Origin of the sequence: Neobacillus niacini (genome assembly GCF_030817595.1) — a bacterium.
GTDB classification, from domain to species: domain Bacteria; phylum Bacillota; class Bacilli; order Bacillales; family Cytobacillaceae; genus Neobacillus; species Neobacillus niacini_G.
In genome coordinates this window covers 974,730-994,242 of sequence record NZ_JAUSZN010000001.1, presented here as the reverse complement: position 1 = coordinate 994,242, position 19,513 = coordinate 974,730, and the positions used below count along the sequence as shown (strand labels likewise).

Sequence of the window (19,513 nt, the reverse complement as noted above, 5' to 3'; positions counted from 1 at the left end):
CTATGTTGACAAACTATCTATTAGAAGATAGAATGACACCATGAACAAAAATAAGAATACAGCAGAAACTATTTTGGATACTGCTCAGTCGATCGTGCAGGAGTTTGGGTTTAACGGATTCAGTTATGCACACATTGCAAAAAAAGTTGGGATACGTACTGCAAGTATTCATTACTATTTCCCGAATAAGGAGGATCTGGGAGAAGCGCTGATTGCACGGTATCACAAAAATTTTATTTCTGCAATCGCTCAAATCGATACTGAGACACAGAACAATTTGGAAAAACTGCGCAAATTCATTATGCTTTACGGTGGCCCTGTTCAAAATTATTGTACTTGCATGGGGGTCATGCTTTCAACTGACCTGGCTACTTTATCAGGTCAAACACGAGAAGGGATAGCTCAGTTATTCACCGCCAATTTAGAATGGTTGGAACGTGTGTTGGATCAGGGGCGGCGTGAAGGGCATCTAAACTTTGAAGGTGCCGCGGATGTGCAAGCCCATCAATTCCTTGCTTCGCTTCAAGGTGCGCAATTACTAGCAAGAAGCTTTCGGGATTTAAATAGATTTGATTTGATAGCCGAAAGATTAATATCCGCTTTAACTTAAAAAAGAAGGCGGATATTTTTTTGAATATAAATCTACCTTTTAGTAGATAGATAAAATTTAGTTGGAAAAAGAAATATTTAGAAGGGAGTGATCAGGTGCGCAATTAATTGCAAGAAGTTCTCGGGATTTGAGCAGGTTTGACAGGATTGCTGAAGCATTAATATCCGCTTTAACCTAAAAAGAAGGTGGATATTTTTTCAAAAATAAAATCTACCTACTAATAGGTCAAAAATAGTGACGAAACATTTTACAAAATAGATGAGGTGAAGTGATGTTGTATGAACTGCGAGTATATGATGTGAATCCTGGCAAGATGCGGGCAATACAAGACAGGTTCAAAGATTATGTTATCGACTTATTTATGAAGCATGATATGAAAGTGACGCTATTTTGGGAAGAGAATGATGAGGCAAATAACCGTCTTTATTATGTTGTCGAGCATTCCAATATGGAAATGCGTAACCTCAACTATGATCGTTTCCGCAACGATCCTGAATGGATAGAATTAAAAAGAATTACAGAACTTGATGGACCATTAGTGAACAAACAAGAAAGTATATTTATGAAAAACGTATCATTTTTCGAGAATAAATGAAATCATGCTGGAAAACTGTCCTTAAATTAGAAAAAAACTTAAAAAATAACTATGAAATGGAGCAAATAAAATGAAAACATTAGTAATTGTGACTCACCCGAACATTGAAGAATCCCGCGTGAATAAAGGATGGATGGAGGAATTGCAAAAGCAAAGTGATGTTACAATTCATGAGTTATATAAGGCTTACCCAGATGAAAATATCGATGTTTCTAAAGAGCAGCAGATGGTTGAGGCACATGATCGGATTATTTTCCAATTTCCACTCTTTTGGTACAGCACGCCTGCATTACTAAAAAAATGGTTCGATTCCGTATTACAATACGGTTGGGCTTATGGGCCAGATGGCAGTAAAACAGCAGGTAAGGAAATTGGCGTAGCAGTCTCGACATATGGTTCTGAAGAATCGTATCAAGCAACTGGGTCCAATCGTTTTACACTGCAAGAAATATTGCGTCCGATTGAAGTGACTGCTCATTTTATCAGTGCTTCTTATCTGCCTCACTTTACGCTGAATGATGCATCTAACCTTTCCGATGAGCGATTGGCACAAAGTAGAATTGATTACATCCATCATATTAAAACTGTAAAGCCAGTGGTGATTGGTTAATGAAAAACTTGATGATTGATGTTTATATGGATAATAGTTGCCCCTTGTTTCGTATGGTAACAAAGAGCTTGTTAACCGCTATGGTATTCGTCTTAAAGGTGAAGATTATCGGCAGGTCATGATTGGCCGATTAGGCGAGGTTCCTCAATTCAAAGCAAGAATGAGGCAGTATTACGAATCGGTGCTCATTATGTACTTAAATTTTTATGGATATAGTAAAAATATACACCCAATACGTCTTTATCCCATCAATTAATTACTATAGCTCTAGAGGACAAGAAAGAAGAGTGATTAATAGAGAAAATCAATACTTCTTATTTCGAAGAGGATATCAACATCGGAGATGTAGATGCATTTGGCCAAAAAGCAGGAGCAAGCGGGATCACTAACGACTTCAATACCTTGTTTGAAAAAATGTAAGCCGCAATGACTAAAAATGTTTGGAGCGATATTCATGAGCATATTTCAAAAACTATTTAAAAAGGAGACGACACAAATGTCAGCATCAAAAGTAAATTTAGCAGTCATCTATTACAGTTCGAACGGAACTAACTTTCAATTGGCTCAATGGGCAGCGGAAGGAGGTCTTCAAGCTGGGGCAGATGTAAAAATTCTAAAGGTACCAGAAACTGCGCCAGAATCTGTTATTGATGGCAGTCCATCTTGGAAAGCTCATCTAGAAGCAACCAAACAAATCCCTACCGTATCTTTGGCAGACTTGGAATGGGCGGATGCGATCATCTTTAGTATGCCCACTCGATACGGTAATCTTCCAGCTCAAATGAAACAGTTCATCGATACGACAGGTGGTCTTTGGGCCCAAGGCAAAACGGTGAATAAAGTCGTGAGTGCCATGACTTCCGCTCAAAATCCGAATGCTGGACAGGAACAAACGATACTTCAGCTGTACACATCTATGTACCACTGGGGTGCGATTGTGGCAGCTCCCGGATTTACTGATCCATCGGTATTTGTTGCCGGAGGGAATCCATACGGTACAAGTGTAACAGTGGATCAAAATGGAGCGATGAAAGAAGACGTGCGCGCTGCTGTTGAACACCAAGCAAAACGCACCGTATCGGTTGCTAAAGCAGTGAAAAACGGTTTAGGACAATAATATTAACTATCACATAACAAGATCATACATGTAGGCGATTCATTACGGTTAATTTATTTTCTATAAATTATGAAATACAAGGAGGCATAACACATGGGTATTCAAGGAAAAGTAGTAATAATAACTGGCGGAAGCAGCGGTCTTGGGAAAGCTATAGCGATTGAGATGGTGAATCGAGGAGCGAATGTAGTTCTTAATGGACGCAATGAACAAGCATTGGCTGAGGCTGTAAAAGAAATCGATCCTACAGGAAAACAAGTTCGTTTTGTTGCTGGTGATATTGCAGATCCTAAGATCGCGCAGCGTCTAATCGACGAAGGTTTAGCTCACTATGGACGCATCGACACTCTAATAAATAATGCCGGAATCTTTATGTCTAAACCATTTACGGAGTATACAGAAGAGAACTTTACAACATATTTATCCACGAATGTCGTCGGCTTCTTCCACGTTACCCAACGCGCGGTGGATGAGATGCTGAAACAAGGAAAGGGACACATCCTTAACATCACGACGAGTCTGGTAGACCAACCTTCAGTTAACGTTCCTTCCGTACTTGCCTCATTGACGAAAGGCGGTCTGAAAGCTGCAACAAAATCCTTAGCAATTGAGTATGCTTCAAGAGGTATTCGTGTGAATGCAGTCTCACCAGGGGTAATTAAAACACCTATGCACCCTGTTGAAACACACGATGCTTTAGCTAAACTGCATCCTATGGGACGCATGGGTGAGGCGCATGAAATTGTCGAAGCAGTTTTATATCTAGATTCAGCCAACTTCGTAACTGGTGAGATCCTTCATGTTGATGGAGGTGGACAGAATGCTGGTCACTAAGCAAATGTAGCAGCAGGTACAAAACATATCCAAATAGAATGGGGAGAATATTCATGCCAATCGTTACGATTCAAGTGACCCGTGAGGGCACAACACCAGATCGTCAGTCTATCACGACGGAAGAAAAAGCTGCACTCATTAAAGGGGCCAGCGAGCTACTGCTCAATGTGCTAAACAAACCCTTAGAAGCTACCTTCGTAGTTATCGAAGAGGTTGATACCGAGAGTTGGGGTTGGGGCGGACTGCCTGTGTTGGAGTATCGCCAGCAGCTTGCCGATAAGAAGAAGTAATGTGATCATGGCAGGCTTGCCGGGGGTGTAAGAGCAGAAAGTTCTGCCTAGCTTCTCCGGCAGGCTCGCCTGCGCTGTCAAGTTAATCAACACCGCAATCCATTTTGACAGCAGTAAATTTAAAGCGCTTCTAATGGCATCTTTATAATGACATAAAGGGGACATTTTGCTTTGTGGGCAGGGACACGAATTTTAAAAAAATCGTTCGGTCTTAAAGCAAGGCCATCATTATGGATTACATGTACTATTGTGTTTATTTGTTAAATTCCTTTAAAGGGCCAAAAGATTATCGAGAGGCTCGACTTTCTGTTATCAGTTACAGCAGGTATCCTTCTATACGGATACATCCCTTTACTATGTATATTGATCATCATCATAAATTTTTTTAAGAAAAAATATATCGTTGTAAAGGGGAACGAACGAAAAAATTTATTATTGAGCAATCATCATCTTTATTCAACACAATTGGCTATAAATCCACCTCTATCACTGAAATCATGAAGGCCACCGGATTAAAAAAAGGAGGGATATTTTACCACTTTGATAGTAAGGATGATTTAGCCAAAGCTTCGTTTTCATACTCGTTAATGACGCTAAAAGAAAATTATTTACAAGCAATTAAATCCAAGGAGACCGCAAACGAGCAACTTGAGGCTTTTATTACTATTTTTATGACATTGTTTAACAATGACATCATAGTGGGTGGATGTCCTTTAATGAATGCAGCCATTGAAGCTGATGACTCCAATATTTTAATTGAAGATTCCATTAAAGAAGGCTTTGCGGGCTTAATAAATATTATTAAAGGCATTATTGAGTTTGGAATGAGTCAAAATGAAATTGACAAACATATTGATTCTGAACAAATGGCGGTGTTCATTCTTTCTTCTCTAGAAGGTGCATTGGCCCTCAGCAGATTGTATAAGGATAAGCAATTTTTAGAGATGGTTATCATGCAGATAAAAGGCATGCTTTTCTAATTATTTAATTTTTTTGAATTAAAAGAGACCAATTGGTCTCTTTTAAATATTTTATAACCAGCTGATTTTAAAAAATTCATGAAAGTAGGGAACATAATGAAAAGAATGCTTTGGGTTATTCTTATGATGTCGTGTGGAGCAACGTTTATTTCATCGTTATTTCCTTTATACAGTGAGTATTATCATCTGAATAGTCTTCAAATTACCATCTTGTTTGCCATCTATGCTGCTATCCTGGTGCCCACATTGCTTATCGTAGGAGCCAAAGGCAGTGATTGGGGATTGAAAAGGGTGCTTCGTTTCAGTGTATGGATTTCAATCGCATCGACCTTGATTTTTCTGGGGAGTTTTAATGTCTGGATGCTTTATATAGCAAGGATATTAGAAGGCGTCGCATATGGAGCTTTTACGGGTACTGCTGTTGCATTTTTAATAAAAGTAACTTCTCCTAATAAAATGAGCACAGCGATCAAGTTATCAGGAGTAACGGTATTGATCGGTTTTGGCCTAGGACCAGCTATTGCAGGTTTAGTTTTGCAATATCTACATTGGCAGCCGCTTCGTTTACCATTTTGGTTTCTCCTTATCATGTTAATTAGCGCATTATTAATTATGGAAACCCTGCCAAAACATGATTACCTTCCTGGGCAGAAACCAGCTAAGACGAAGATCTCAATTGGTGTACCGAGCAATATTCGCTCCCATTTTTGGTCGTTTATCGGGCTGCCGGTTTTTATTGGTTTCACGCTACAAGGAATTGTGTTATCCCTAGTGCCTTCATTTGCTAAAAATGTTATTCATACTTCCAACCTCTCTGTCTCTGGATTGTTAATTTTGTTGCTTCTTGGTGGAGGGGCCTTGGCTCAGTTCATTCCTTGGCTAAGTAATCCGGTTACACGGATCCGTTTAGGATTACTATTCCTTGTTATTGGATCTTGGATCATTGTTATTTCTGGTCAGACAGCGAGTTTAATGTTGCTCTGTACCGGGATATTCTTTCAAGCTGTAGGCGGTGGATGGGTGTTTCAAGTTACTTTAAGGTTAGCCGGCCAATTACCGAAACCAGAAGAACGCCCCCGAGTTATTACGGCCTTTTATTTATGCGGCTACTCCGGATTTATTGTTCCGATTGTTGGTGTCGGAGTATTGACTCAATTTTTTAATTTGAACTTATCATTGATTGTGTTAAATTTATTTGCCTCACTTATCATTATCTATGTATTGATGTATTCTGTTAAATTTAATCGTTCCTATTCTATAACAAACAGCTCAGTAACAACCTAATACAATTTAAAAGGAGCTTGCAATTTCATGCTCCTTTTTTATTGCACAAACAGGGCGTTAGTTTTCGGTTGCTACTATCGAAGCTGATTAACTAAGAAACTGCTATTAATAAGGAAGTGAATATGTTTTTTAAAATTTAGGGAACCTTTATTCTCTCTTTAAAAAAACTTTAACAATAGCGAATATACTAAAGTCAAGCTTAAGCGAAAAGAACAGCGCCACCCACAACTTTTAAAATTAGGAGGAGAAACAAGATGTTTTACACAATAGATTCATGGTATATTTTGCTTCCGGCTTTCATTCTCTTTTTAGTAACTCTTTTCATTGGAACCAGAAAAAAAGACTATCGAGTGGGACAATATTTTCTGTTAATAACATTTGCTATATACCTTATAGCAGTGATTCATTTAGTATTCTTTCCGATAGAGGTTTGGTTAGGAGTAAATAAATCGACGGAGCCATTGTGGCTAGTGATTTTGCAAAAAATAAATTTTATTCCTATCTTAACAATCGACATTCCAGGTTTTGTTTTAAACATCATTATGCTGCTGCCTTTTGGTATGTATTTACCGTTACTAAACAGTAAGGTACTCTCAGCAAAAAAAGCCGCAAAGTATGGTTTCTTCCTAAGCTTATCCATTGAAGTATTACAGTTAACACTGGAAATCGCATTGGGAAGCGGCAGAACCGCAGATATTAATGACATTCTTGCAAATACACTTGGGGCTGCAGTTGGATTTTTAATAATAAAGAAATTGGTAAAAATAAAACTATTCAACGTTTTGGTTTCTAAACTTTCATTAGCAAAAGCTGCATAAATCCCCAATCCGGGGGGATTTATGCTTGAATCCACACTGGGTGTAGGGGGGATGTATTTTGAGTAAGTCAATACTTGTAGTCGATGATGATAAAGAAATTGCGGAGTTGATTGAAGTATACCTTCATAATGATGGCTATACCATCAATAAGGCACAAGATGGAGTTCAAGCACTTGATTTTTTGAAAAAGAATCAAGTCGATCTCATTGTTTTAGATGTTATGATGCCAAAAATGGATGGTTTAGAATTTTGTAAACGAGTTCGCAAAGTGAATCAGGTGCCTATTTTAATGGTAAGTGCAAAAGTACAAGATATGGATAAAATTATTGGATTAATGACAGGTGCCGATGATTATATGAGTAAGCCTTTCAACCCGTTGGAATTGACGGCAAGAGTGAAAGCATTACTTAGAAGATCCAGTTACCAGCAGCCGGCAGTGGACAATGATCTAATTCAAATTTCTTCACTAGAAATTGACAAACATAGTCATGAAGTAACGGCTAACGGAAGAGCAATAAAATTAACTGCCATTGAATTTGATATTTTATATTTACTAGCCAAGAATCGCGGAAGAGTTTTTAGCTCAGAAGAGATTTTTGAAAAGATATGGAATGAACCTGGGGCAGGATCGAATAAAACGGTTATGGTTCATATAAGTAACTTGCGAGATAAAATCGAAGCAGCTTTGCCTGGAGAATCGATTATTCAGACAGTCTGGGGGGTTGGCTATAAAGTTGATAAATAATTTCCTTGATGTCGTAAAATTTATTCCGAATAAGAAAATTTATCTATATCTTTTTCTTTCCGCACTTATGACCACAATTACGGCTTTTATTATTATTCCTTCTTTAGAGTATTACAATGAACACTCACGATTTTTTTCGCAGATTTTTGAAATATTATCCTATTTTGGGCCATTTATCATTATTTTTTTCTATTGTTCTATATTTTGTATGTACCTTTTTCTATTTTATCAATATGAGAAACAACGATACACAGCCTTTAGGATTTATAAACTATCAAAGGAAATTCAGTTAATTGCAAAAGCTAATTTTGATAAAAAGATAATAGAAATAGATGAAAACGAATTGGGACAACTAGCTGAAAGTATTAACACTATTATCATTCAAGCCCAAAAGGCGATTGAGGAAGAAAGAAGGGCAAAGGAAATTAAGAATGATTTAGTAACGAATGTTGCCCATGACCTTAGGTCACCTCTCACCTCTATTATTGGGTACTTAAACCTAATCAATAACGATCATTACCGGGATGAGATCGAACTACGATATTTTACTCAGATTGTACAATCAAAGGCTGAGAGATTGCATCACTTAATCAATGATTTGTTTGAATATACGTATGTTCAAAACAAAGAAATCTTGATTACTAAAGACCCAATTAATATAGAAGAAATGGTAAACCAAATAGCGGTTCAATATAGGATTCAGCTGAAAGAAGCTGGAATGCAATTAAGACAATTCACAACCACCGAAAATCCTATTATTAGGGGTGATGGTAATAAACTGGCCAGAGTATTTGAAAACCTGATTCAAAATGCCATCCGCTATGGAAAAGAAGGGAAATATTTAGATATTAGAATAATGGAACAAGAGGAAACGATAGAAATTGCCATCAGTAATTATGGTAAGCCAATACCAAGTGTGGACCTTCCACATATTTTTGATCGGTTTTATCGAGTGGAAAAATCACGCTCTGAATATACGGGGGGTGCCGGGTTAGGACTGGCCATTGCCAAAAGTATCGTTGAGTTGCATGATGGCGAGATTAAAGTAGAAAGTTCTGCCGGGAAAACCACTTTTATTGTTAGCTTATTAAAAGAGAAGCAAGATACGAAACTTATATTTTCAGCCCTATAAAAGTTGGGGCTGCATTTTAATTCTTTCGTTTGGCGAATAGAGGAGAACTTTTAATCCTACTCAGACTTCCTTGAATTTTTTCAAGCTTTAATTACACCCTAATAGTAATTTTAAAAATCTTTAAAAGGAGATAATTTAGATGTTTCCCATTCGCAATCAGCAACGCAATTGTACTGACACCGACAAAATCCAACACTTTCTAGAAAATGCACAAACCGGATTTCTCGGCTTATCTTCAGAAGACGTCCCATATGTCCTTCCGCTTAATTTTGTTTGGCTGAACGAAGCCATCTATTTTCATGGGTCAGAGGAAGGAAGAAAAGTCACTTACATCGAGAATAACCCTCTTGCCTGCTTCACCGTAAGCGCAAATTATGGGACAATTACCAGCCCGATACCCGCGAAAACGGATACAGCATATATGAGTGTGATTATAGAAGGATCCTTGGTTCGCGTAACCGACATAAACGAGGCAACGGAAGCCATGCAGGTCATGCTTAACAAATATGTGCCAGGTTATTATGATCGACCGCTGGGAAAGAGTCATTTGGAACGATATGTTTCGCCCTTAGGTAGTAAAACTTTGATTTATAAATTAACCGCATCATCCCTTTCGGCCAAAGAGAAAGAAGTGATCCTAGATCGTATGTTCTATGAAGGCAGGACCATTCATACCGACCGGGCGTAACGGTACAACGCACAATTCAGGCGATACTTACATCCCGTTGATGGGTGACTGAATAACTTTTTTGCAGCAAATTGACCGCCACGAAATTTTTTCGTGGTATTTTTTTATTAAGTCTTTCTATTTTTGTAGAGGTATCTAAATACATATTTGAAAATCAATGGTAAATAATAGAACTATCCCGGTTAAAAGGAAGGAACTTAATGGGTCGCATTCGAACAATACTCAAAAAGATTTTCTTACATAAAGATACAGAATTTGTTAATCTGCAAAAAACGCAGCATTTGAATAGTAATAAAATAGCTTCTAATGAAAAAACAATTACAAAAGCAACTTATGACAAGACACTTACAGAATTAGGGGATTCTTTTGACCTAGTTCATCGTTCATTTAATCAGGATGAAATTCACATTATTTATTTAGACTCATTAGTGGATTCCAAAACATTAGAGTGGGAAATACTTTCACCGTTAAGAGAAATGTCATTCAATAATTTAGAAAAAGCTTTTCAACAATCACTGTTTAAACGAGAAAATAATCAAGAAAAAGTAATAAATGGAATATTAGATGGTAATGTGTCTATGTTCGCTGAGGAGAATACTTATTTAATAAATGTAGCTGGATTCGAGAAGCGATCCATTTCACAATCTGAAACAGAATCTGTAATTAATGGGCCCCATGATTCCTTTAATGAGACATTAAAAACGAACGTTTCATTGATTAGAAGAAGAGTAAGAAGTCCTCGCTTAAAAATGATTACGTTATCTGTTGGAGACATTTCAAAAACAAAAGTTCTTCTAATCTATATTGAGGGCATTGTAAATATAGATATTGTGAATCGTCTAAAAGAGAGGATTCAATTAGTTAAAGTTGATTCAATAACGGACGCCAATGTTTTAATTCAAATAATTGATGATCATCAACATTCACCATTCCCACAATTTTATACGACTGAAAGACCAGATATTGCTGTAGCAAAACTATATGATGGAAAGATCATCGGACTTGTCGAGGATAGTCCAAACATTTTTTGTACTCCTTCTAGTTTCTTTGATTTTTTTGAGTCACCAGATGACTATAATCAGCGTTGGATTATAGGAACAGCGGTTAGGGTTTTGCGATACATAGCTTTATTTATCACATTAATACTCACAGCTTTTTATGTCTCTATATGTACGTATCATTACGAAATGATTCCACAATCCCTACTTCAAAGCATTATGCAGTCTAGGAGTAGAGTGCCTTTTCCGCCTATCATTGAAGCTATATTTTTAGAAATAGTAATTGAACTCCTAAGGGAGGCTGGTGCAAGACTGCCTACCAAAATTGGTCAAACAATTGGAGTCGTAGGCGGTATTGTGATTGGCCAAGCAGCTGTTGAAGCTGGGATTACTAGTAATATCTTAATAATTATTGTAGCTGTATCGGCCATTGCTTCATTCATAGTCCCAAGTTATATTATGAGTGCTTCCATTAGAATCATTCGGTTCCTATTTATTTTAATGGCAGGATTTATGGGGAATATTGGGATTTTTTTCGCTTTAGGTATAATAACCATTCACTTAACAGGGTTAACAAATTTATCTTCACCTTATTTTATGCCGATTTCTCCAACGTTTTTCAAAGATTGGATAGATAGTATTGTGAGAGGGCCTTTTTATAAAATAAAGAAGGGGCAACCAGCGATGCAAAACGATGGTGAAAAAGAGAGGAATTAATGGTGATTATATGAAGGAACGACTCCATCCACTTCCATTATCTATTCTAATCTATATGATTCAAAATGGTCTTGTCTTGTATAGTTTACCTCGATTAGTTGCCGAATATTTCGGAACAAATGGCTGGTTAAGTATTATTTTCATTTTCGTACTCGTTAATATTAATATTACGATGATTGCGGTAATTTATAAGCTGGGTAAAGGAAGGTCAATTTTTGAAATTATTGAGGCAACGGTTCCCAAATGGGTAATGGTGCCCTTCTACTTGTTTATCATTGGTGTTTGGATTGGAATGGCAAGCATGAATATGAAGGCATATATCTTCATATATAAAATGATGTTTTTCCCAACGTTACCTGCCTCACTTTTTATTATTTTCTTTATTTTTCTTAGTTTTCAATTATTAAGAGGTGGAATCTACAAGATGGCTAAAGCAATTGTGGTTCTATGCGCCATCTTACAACCGATGATTTTTTTGCTTTTTTATCTTATTCCAGAATTCGAATTTGCACGTTATACGACTTTCTTTTTTAAAGGAGAAACAGATTTTTTTAAGGGGACACTTCATGTTTATACAGCTTTTTTGGGTTTTGAAGTTTCCATTCTTTTTTTCCCTATGGTAGAAAAAAAATGGACAAAGGCTCTTTTTATAGGAAATTTTCTGTCCACGGTAGTCTATTTCCTTGTTACCTTTATATGCTTTGGCTTTTTTAGCTTCGATCAAATATTAAAGGATATATTCCCAGTTATGACATTATTTGAATATACAGAAGTTGCTTTCCTTACACGAGCAGAAAATCTCTGCTTTTCCGTTTTAGCTTTCAAGATATTATCAATAATTGCAATATATTACTGGGGAGCTCAGCAAATTTTTGAAAATATGTTTAAAAGTATTAAGCCTAATTTTTGGATATTCATAATACTAGCAAGTGGTTTTATCCTCGCATTGATCCCAGATTCCTTGGTGTCTGTCGAAGAGTGGTTAAAGTGGCTGAGTTATTGTGGAATTGGTATAGCTTGGGCATTACCTATCTTTGTGCTATGCATCCTTTTTATTCAAATTCTTAAAAACCATAAGGAGACAGATAATGCAAAATAAAATTACTGTTTTGATCGCAATATGTTGTTTGTTTTTAACAGGTTGTGGAGCAAGTAATATTATTGAAGATTTAGCAATACTTGAATCTGTTGCTTACGATATGTCGGAAAGTGAAGAAAATCCAATAAAAACAACTGTCCTTTTTCCCACTGTTTCTAAACAAGGAAAAGCTGGTACTCAGACTTTAACTGCTAACGGAAAATCATCTCATGAAACCTTCATCAAAATTCAAAATTTAACAAATTTAAAGATAGTTGGAGGGCAGACTACGATTCTCTTTGGAGAAGAATTGTCAAAAAAAGGACTTATAGATATTGTTGAGACGTTTACAAGAGATCCAGAAGTCGGAACTCGTGTTAAATTTGCGATCGTGGAGGGAAAAGGCGAAGAACTTCTTAAAAAAAAGATACACTCTATTCCAGATAATGCTGAATACCTTTATACGTTCATAGAGAAATTAGGAAAACAAAATAAAGTTTTTAATACTGATAAATATCGTTTTTTAAGAGATTATTACGACGATGGTATTGATCCGGTTTTACCAGTTTTTTCATACAAAGGCGAGAACATTGAATTAAAAGGATTGGGTGCTTTTAAAGGAGATCAATATTTTACACGACTTACTTTAAGTGAATCACAGATCCTTAATTTATTAAGCGGAGACATCAAAAATGGCAATTTAATGATTAGTATTCATGATAAAGAGTCAGGAAAAAATGAACAACTTTTGTTAAGCAGTATCAAATCTATTAATGATAAAAAAGTGAAAACAAGAAAAAAAAACAATATGACAGTCGAAGTTATTCTAGATTTAAAAGGAAGCGTCCTTGAATACACAGGTACCATGAATTTAAGTGAAGAAAGGCAACAAAGACAATTTGAAAAACAGGTTGAAAATTATTTAATTTCTAATTCAAAAAAGCTATTAACGAAATTACAAAAATATCATACAGATCCTATAGGAATAGGAAAATTGGTACGTAATAGTCTAACATATGAAACATGGAACAAGATGAAATGGGATAAGGTATACTCAAACTTGAATTTAAAAGTTAAAGTTAAAGTAAATCTGATTAATACAGGAAAATCAAAATGAATTTAGGAAATTATCTCTACTATATTAATTTAACGAAACGCTAGTGTAGAGAAACTCATATCTTTTCTCTACACTAGCGTTCATTAATTTATGTATAAACGAGAAAACGACAGAATGCGTTTTTTATTGGAAATATTCGCCATCAAAATTGCACTTCGCTAGATATGTATACTTTTTTATTTTAATTTTATAATTTCATAAAGTAGATAACCGTTAAAATTGCTAATTTCCCCTGTTAATCCTGATAATGTCTTCTTATATTTCATACCCAGTCTCTCAATATTTATTTATTTTCCAAATGTACGGTTGCGATGACTTTTTTTAAGCCGATAGTGTTAAGACCATAGTCCAAAATGGCTTTCGCAGCTTCAGTGGACAATCCCCGTCCTTGGTAGGCTACTCGAAATGCATAGTAGATTTCAATTTCTTGATTGTCTATATCATGAGGCCAAGTCCCCCAATCCCAATTCTTTCTAAAGTATCTTTTAACACAAAAGCTAAATTAAACTTATGTATCCTCTCAGGAGTATTTGTCTGATTACAGCTTTTAGACCATTTAACGGGCTTTCAATTTCATTTATCGTTGTAGGGGTAGGTTCAGCTGATACTTAAAGTGACTTGCTTCTATGGCCGTTTTAAAGATTGGATTTACATCTTCTTCTATGAGAGGTCGTAGGAATAATCGATTTGTTTCTATTTTGGCATTCATGAACATCAATTTCACCAATCCAGCTTGAAAAAAATTGTTTTTAAATATGGAATTCTTACATTGATTATAAATAAATTTTGCCATTAGATGAATATAAATCTATGGGATTAATTGAATGACCAGGTTCGTTCTTATACAATAAGGAATATACACAAGGAGGAAACCAATATGACAAATAAAAATAGGGAGTTGTCCCTGGAACAACGTGAAGAATTACTTAGAACATTGAAAGCCCGATTTGAGAAAAACATGATCCGACATGAAGGTCTTGAATGGACTAATGTACAAGCTAAGCTCGAAGCGAATCCTGATAAATTGTGGTCGCTCAATGAAATGGAAGGTACTGGCGGTGAACCGGATGTGGTGGGCCATGATGAAGAGACGGGCGAATACATATTTTATGATTGTTCTGCAGAAAGTCCTAAAGGTCGCAGAAGTGTATGTTTCGACCGTGCTGCACTGGACGCTAGGAAAAATCACAAACCAGAAAATAGCGCAATGGATCTTGCCGCTGAAATAGGGATTGATCTTTTAACAGAAGAACAATACCGGGAGCTCCAGAAACTTGGAAAATTCGATTTAAAAACGTCGAGCTGGGTGCAAACACCTTCTAATATTAGAAAACTTGGCGGGGCTCTCTTTTGTGATCGTCGCTATGATACTGTCTTTGTTTACCATAATGGAGCAGATTCGTACTATGCAGCAAGGGGATTTCGTGGGTCGCTAAGAGTCTAATCTTTACACAGACATCTAATGGGATTTCCTTGTGGCAATGTCCAGGATTTCACATAAAAGAAAGGCTCTGCTAAAGAAAGATGTTGATTTTCCCAAAGAAATCCTTATGAAGGACAAATCTCAGTGAAAGCTTTCCTGATTTGTCTTTCAACATGTATATGAAAGACAAATCTCACTGAAATCTCTCCAGATTAGTCTTTCAGCCTGCTTATGAAGGACTAATCTCCCTGGAAACTCTCCAGATTAGTCTTTCAGCCTGCTTATGAAGGACTAATCTCACTGAAAGCTTTCCTGATTTGTCTTTCAACATGCTTATAAAGGACAAATTTCACTGGAAGTCCCCTGATTAGTCTTTCATCAACCTTTTTATACCGTTGGACTAATAATCAACAATAGCTAAAAGTAAAATTGAAATAGATATAAACAAGAACAGACGCGGTTTGGGGAATGATTAACCCATCATAATCATAAAAAACATTAGGGGCGTAATTAAACCTCTAATGTTTTTTTGTCCTTTCAACATAAAGGAAGGAGAGGATGGAATGGAAGTCCCAAGCAATCATAAACGCCGATATATGCCTGGAATTGATGGTCTAAGAGCAATAGCTGTCATTGGGGTTATTCTTTACCATCTGAATATCCCTTGGTTTCAGGGTGGATTTTCAGGTGTAACGGTTTTCTTTGTTTTGTCTGGCTACTTAATTACAGACATCCTTATTGATGAATGGGGTAAAAACAATAAAATTGACTACTTTCGCTTTATGATTCGGCGTTTTCGCAGACTGGCTCCGGCATTATTGACGATGATTTTTATCGTTACCTTATGGGTAATTTTCACGAATCATCCTTCATTTGAAAAACTACGTTCAGATTTTCTTCCTTCACTACTGTATGTTACAAATTGGTGGTACATTTTCCATGAAGTTTCCTATTTTGATCGCTTCGGTCCTGCTTCACCCCTTACACATATATGGTCCCTTGGTATTGAAGAGCAATTTTATCTTATTTGGCAGCTGCTGATGATGCTTGGTGTTACTTTTATAAAAAGAAAAAGGTTTCGAGTTTTGGCTATCCTGGCAGGAGTGGTCATTTCTGCTTGGTTAATGGCATTTCTTTATGCACCGGGAGAAGATCCTTCTCGTGTTTATTATGGAACGGATACAAGAGCTTTTTCATTACTACTAGGTGCGGCACTGGCATTCGTTTGGCCAAGTCAAAGATTATCTAAGACCTTACCAAGGCATGCTAGTTGGGTTCTAGAAATTGTGGGAATCACGGGATTATTACTACTGATGATAATGTTTATCCTTACATCCGAATTTGACACTTTTCATTATCAGGGAGGCATGCTTCTATTATCCGTTATTACCGTTTTTGTAACAGCAGCATTAGCTCATCCTGCAAGTATGCTAGCGAAATGGCTTAGTGTGAAGCCTTTGCGATGGATTGGGGTTCGTTCTTATGGTATCTATTTGTGGCATTATCCGATAATTATCCTAACAACACCGATTATTAACACAGATGGAATAAATTTTTGGAGAATAACCTTACAAATAGCTGCGACAATGATTGTTTCTGCTTTTTCCTATCATTTTGTGGAAACACCAATTAGAAAAGGGCAGATTAAATTTACGTTAACAACCTTTAAAAAACTGACCTTAATAAAACGAAGGATTGTTATAGGAAGCAGTGCTATACTATTTGCGTTATTAATCGGTATTGGAGTCGAATTTGCAAAAACACCTGTTATTGTTACTACCAAGGCACCTTTATCGATTGAAACGATACATGAGATTGAATTCAACAATGACCCAATCATAGAACCTGAACCAACTCCTGAATTGAAAACGATTACCGTTATTGGTGATTCGATTCTTTATGATGTTGCTCCATTCTTAAAAAATCTTTACCCAGAGGCGGTGATCGATTACCGAGTCGGACGGCAAATGTCTGAGGTGCCAGCGGTCATACAGCAACTAGAGAGCAGTGGGCAATTAGGACAAAATGTGATTATTCAACTTGGAACCAATGGACCGTTTGTGAAAACAGACTTACTAAATGTAATTAATAGTCTGGAAAATAAAAAAGTCTATTTAGTAAACTGTCGAGTACCACGTGTCTGGGAATCCACTGTGAATCGTACGTTAGAGGAGGTCGTTACTAGTACGCCGAATACTGTTCTCGTAGATTGGTATAGTACCAGTGCCGGCCATCCGGAGTTTTTTGCAAATGATGGAGTTCATTTAACGAGGGCTGGCGGTGAAACCTATGCTAACCTCATCGCCTCTAAAGTAGCAGAGTAATTCGATTCCGAATTTGCTCTGCATTTTTTTACTAGCAATGTCGATTCGGTCGGAAAATGTCGATATTTGTATTTTTTTATTTCGATTAATTTCCAAATAAATGGAAACTATAATAAACACTTCCATAAAACGGAATAAGCAAACATATCACAAAGGAGAATTTCATGAGGAATCTTGCTGCTTTATTTTCCATGCTCATGCCTGGATTTGGTCAACTCTACAATCGACAATTCCTGAAAAGTGTATTTCTTCTCATTGTTGAACATTATGATAATGTATTGGGAAGAATCAATACTGCCATTCACTTAGATTTTAACGGCTTCCACCAAAAAGCTTTAGAGGCAGCCAATTTCCAATACCTGTTATTTTATCCTGGATTTTATGCCTATACGGTTTGGGATGCCTGGTATTATGCTAAGCCAAATGCAGACAAAACCAAATCCGCCATCCCATTTTTAATAGGAGGTTTTCTTGGTGAATTTGGCGCCATCTTTTCTAGCCGATTTTCCATTCCTACTCTAACGGTTGGATTGCTAATGGTTGTACCTATGATTATGGGAATGATTATCTTAAGAAACCAATAAAAAAGCTTTACCTTTTTGTGTGGTAAAGCAGTTCAACTTAGGAAGATTGGGATAAAGTGAGATCATCTTTAAGATTCTGTTTGACATACTCTAAATGGTTAAGATCTGTGGGCAAAGTGATCGTTACAGTTGTAGCGATGTTTGGAACACTTTTTATTTCAAATTTCCCATTGTGATTTTGAATTATTTTTTTGCTCACCATTAACCCCAAACCGGTTCCCTCTGTTTTTGTGGTATAAAAAGGGGTACCTAATAAAGGAAGATTGTCCTTCGAAATCCCTACACCGTTATCGATCACCGAAATGACAAGATTCGCATCTTTGTGTTCCATTCTAATCTGAATTCTTCCTCCTTGCGGCAGGGCTTCTATTGAATTCTTAATCAGATTGGCAATTACTTGTTTTATTTGATTTTCTTCGCATTTAACTAAAAATCGGTCTCCAATAAACTCCGGAATGATTTCTATGTTATTCATGATCGCCTGTGTATTTAAGAGGATAATCACATTTTTTACACTTTGCGAAATATCGGTTAAGGAATACTGAACGATATGTGGTTTAGAAAGGACCATAAATTCACTCACAATAAAATTGATCCTGTTTATTTCATCAATCATAATCTTGGAATATCGTTTACTTGCTTCGGGATCGGTATTTTCATTCATCATTTGCGTAAATCCTTTTAGGGTCGTTAAAGGATTTCTAATTTCATGTGCCACACCAGCCGCAAGTTCTCCTACCAGCGATAGTTTCTCAGATTCTCTTAACTTTTTCTCATGATTATTTAAATCCTTCATTTGAGCAATTAGCTTTTTATCCAAGAAGGCACTGGATAATAACATAATCAACACGACGAAAATGGCAGGGACTGAGATAAAAGAACTCAAGTTATTGGAACTAACTAAGTAATATACCGCTGAAGGTAGGTGAGAAGGTTGATAGTGAAGATTCGTACCCCACATCCCAATATAATGCATTCCAGCGATTCCAATGCCCATTAGGATACTGCTCAATACCCGGCGATTAAATTTCATTGAGCGCTTATGATTAAAAAAGAAAAGTACCCATAAAGAGCCAAATGCACTCGTAAAAGCAATACATAACGACAAAAGCACGATCGTAGGGTTATAGGTGATGGAGAAGTTCAGATGCATTGCCTCCATCCCTAAATAATGCATACCCACGATTCCTCCGCCCATAAACAGACTCGAGAAAAGGAGTCTGCCATAATTCATTTTCATCATAAAGAAGGCAAGCCCAGTACCTGCTATTGAAATCAACAGTGAAAGCAATACCATCCTAGCGTCATACTCACTATCACTTGGCATATCCATCGCAAACATACCCACAAAGTGCATGGTCCAAATTCCAATCCCCATTGCAATCGCACAACCTAGTAACCAAAGATTGTATTTTAAACTTTTAAAAATGATCATTTTCCAGCGAAGATCTAACGCTATATATGAAAAAAGAATTCCCACGAGAATGGAAAAAACGAACCAGTAATCGTTATAATTCCCGGTCAAATTATGTTCCATAATTAACACTTCCAACTAGTTTATTTTTTTAC

The 19,513-nt window shown here is 36.6% G+C and carries 20 protein-coding genes; 18 read left to right on the top strand and 2 right to left on the bottom strand.

Features of this window, described 5'->3' with window-relative positions; all coding sequences use genetic code 11:
- The first annotated feature begins 40 nt into the window (after positions 1-40).
- The 15 genes from QFZ31_RS05000 to QFZ31_RS04930 all read left to right on the top strand — a co-directional run bounded on the left by QFZ31_RS05000 (position 41) and on the right by QFZ31_RS04930 (position 13,613).
- A complete protein-coding gene (locus tag QFZ31_RS05000; RefSeq protein WP_095249390.1) occupies positions 41-610 on the top strand; it encodes a TetR/AcrR family transcriptional regulator in 570 nt (189 codons plus the stop codon).
- Positions 611-881: 271 nt separating this feature from the next.
- Positions 882-1,205: an NIPSNAP family protein gene (locus tag QFZ31_RS04995; protein WP_307301399.1), complete on the top strand. Its 324-nt coding sequence runs from the start codon at positions 882-884 to the stop codon at positions 1,203-1,205.
- A 70-nt stretch (positions 1,206-1,275) separates the two neighbouring features.
- On the top strand, positions 1,276-1,815 hold the full coding sequence (locus QFZ31_RS04990; RefSeq protein ID WP_307301397.1) for an NAD(P)H-dependent oxidoreductase: 540 nt from the start codon (positions 1,276-1,278) through the stop codon (positions 1,813-1,815).
- A 454-nt stretch (positions 1,816-2,269) separates the two neighbouring features.
- Positions 2,270-2,932, top strand: a complete 663-nt coding sequence (gene wrbA, locus QFZ31_RS04985; RefSeq protein WP_373459824.1) for an NAD(P)H:quinone oxidoreductase — start codon at positions 2,270-2,272, stop codon at positions 2,930-2,932.
- Positions 2,933-3,025: 93 nt separating this feature from the next.
- Positions 3,026-3,766, top strand: a complete 741-nt coding sequence (locus tag QFZ31_RS04980; protein WP_307301394.1) for an SDR family NAD(P)-dependent oxidoreductase — start codon at positions 3,026-3,028, stop codon at positions 3,764-3,766.
- 53 nt (positions 3,767-3,819) lie between these two features.
- Positions 3,820-4,056 (top strand): tautomerase family protein, encoded by a 237-nt coding sequence (locus QFZ31_RS04975; protein ID WP_307301392.1) that lies wholly within the window; start codon positions 3,820-3,822, stop codon positions 4,054-4,056.
- 395 nt (positions 4,057-4,451) lie between these two features.
- Positions 4,452-5,036, top strand: coding sequence for a TetR/AcrR family transcriptional regulator (locus QFZ31_RS33765; RefSeq protein ID WP_373459899.1), 585 nt, complete (start codon positions 4,452-4,454; stop codon positions 5,034-5,036).
- Between the two features lie 96 nt (positions 5,037-5,132).
- Complete coding sequence (locus QFZ31_RS04965; protein ID WP_307301388.1) at positions 5,133-6,320, top strand: MFS transporter; 1,188 nt, start codon at positions 5,133-5,135, stop codon at positions 6,318-6,320.
- Positions 6,321-6,574: 254 nt separating this feature from the next.
- Entirely contained in the window at positions 6,575-7,138 is a 564-nt protein-coding gene (locus QFZ31_RS04960; RefSeq protein ID WP_307301386.1) for a VanZ family protein, read from the top strand.
- Positions 7,139-7,196: 58 nt separating this feature from the next.
- Positions 7,197-7,883, top strand: a complete 687-nt coding sequence (locus QFZ31_RS04955) for a response regulator transcription factor (RefSeq protein ID WP_307301384.1) — start codon at positions 7,197-7,199, stop codon at positions 7,881-7,883.
- Entirely contained in the window at positions 7,873-9,015 is a 1,143-nt protein-coding gene (locus tag QFZ31_RS04950; RefSeq protein ID WP_373459823.1) for a sensor histidine kinase, read from the top strand. The genes QFZ31_RS04955 and QFZ31_RS04950 overlap by 11 nt, the downstream gene beginning before the upstream one ends.
- Positions 9,016-9,154: 139 nt before the next feature.
- Positions 9,155-9,703, top strand: a complete 549-nt coding sequence (locus tag QFZ31_RS04945; RefSeq protein WP_307301383.1) for a pyridoxamine 5'-phosphate oxidase family protein — start codon at positions 9,155-9,157, stop codon at positions 9,701-9,703.
- 200 nt (positions 9,704-9,903) lie between these two features.
- Complete coding sequence (locus QFZ31_RS04940; RefSeq protein WP_307301381.1) at positions 9,904-11,418, top strand: spore germination protein; 1,515 nt, start codon at positions 9,904-9,906, stop codon at positions 11,416-11,418.
- A complete protein-coding gene (locus QFZ31_RS04935) occupies positions 11,396-12,517 on the top strand; it encodes a GerAB/ArcD/ProY family transporter (protein ID WP_307301380.1) in 1,122 nt (373 codons plus the stop codon). Before QFZ31_RS04940 ends, QFZ31_RS04935 begins: the two co-directional genes overlap by 23 nt.
- Positions 12,507-13,613 carry a Ger(x)C family spore germination protein gene (locus tag QFZ31_RS04930; RefSeq protein WP_307301379.1) on the top strand — a complete coding sequence of 369 codons (1,107 nt, stop codon included), beginning with the start codon at positions 12,507-12,509 and terminating at the stop codon, positions 13,611-13,613. The genes QFZ31_RS04935 and QFZ31_RS04930 overlap by 11 nt, the downstream gene beginning before the upstream one ends.
- 283 nt (positions 13,614-13,896) lie before the next feature.
- On the opposite strand, the gene QFZ31_RS33760 is transcribed toward QFZ31_RS04930, so the two are convergent.
- Complete coding sequence (locus QFZ31_RS33760; RefSeq protein WP_373459898.1) at positions 13,897-14,052, bottom strand: GNAT family N-acetyltransferase; 156 nt, start codon at positions 14,050-14,052, stop codon at positions 13,897-13,899.
- 438 nt (positions 14,053-14,490) lie between these two features.
- Here QFZ31_RS33760 and QFZ31_RS04925 point away from each other — a divergent pair, with 438 nt between their 5' ends.
- The 3 genes from QFZ31_RS04925 to QFZ31_RS04915 all read left to right on the top strand — a co-directional run bounded on the left by QFZ31_RS04925 (position 14,491) and on the right by QFZ31_RS04915 (position 17,944).
- Complete coding sequence (locus tag QFZ31_RS04925) at positions 14,491-15,057, top strand: DUF4256 domain-containing protein (RefSeq protein WP_307301378.1); 567 nt, start codon at positions 14,491-14,493, stop codon at positions 15,055-15,057.
- Between the two features lie 542 nt (positions 15,058-15,599).
- Complete coding sequence (locus tag QFZ31_RS04920) at positions 15,600-17,360, top strand: acyltransferase family protein (protein WP_307301376.1); 1,761 nt, start codon at positions 15,600-15,602, stop codon at positions 17,358-17,360.
- A 164-nt stretch (positions 17,361-17,524) separates the two neighbouring features.
- The gene (locus QFZ31_RS04915) at positions 17,525-17,944 is read left to right on the top strand and encodes a hypothetical protein (protein WP_307301374.1); all 420 of its coding nucleotides are present in this window, start codon (positions 17,525-17,527) and stop codon (positions 17,942-17,944) included.
- Between the two features lie 37 nt (positions 17,945-17,981).
- Here the strand turns inward: QFZ31_RS04915 and QFZ31_RS04910 are convergent, their stop codons facing one another.
- A complete protein-coding gene (locus QFZ31_RS04910) occupies positions 17,982-19,481 on the bottom strand; it encodes an MHYT domain-containing protein (protein ID WP_307301372.1) in 1,500 nt (499 codons plus the stop codon).
- Positions 19,482-19,513 lie beyond the last annotated feature (32 nt).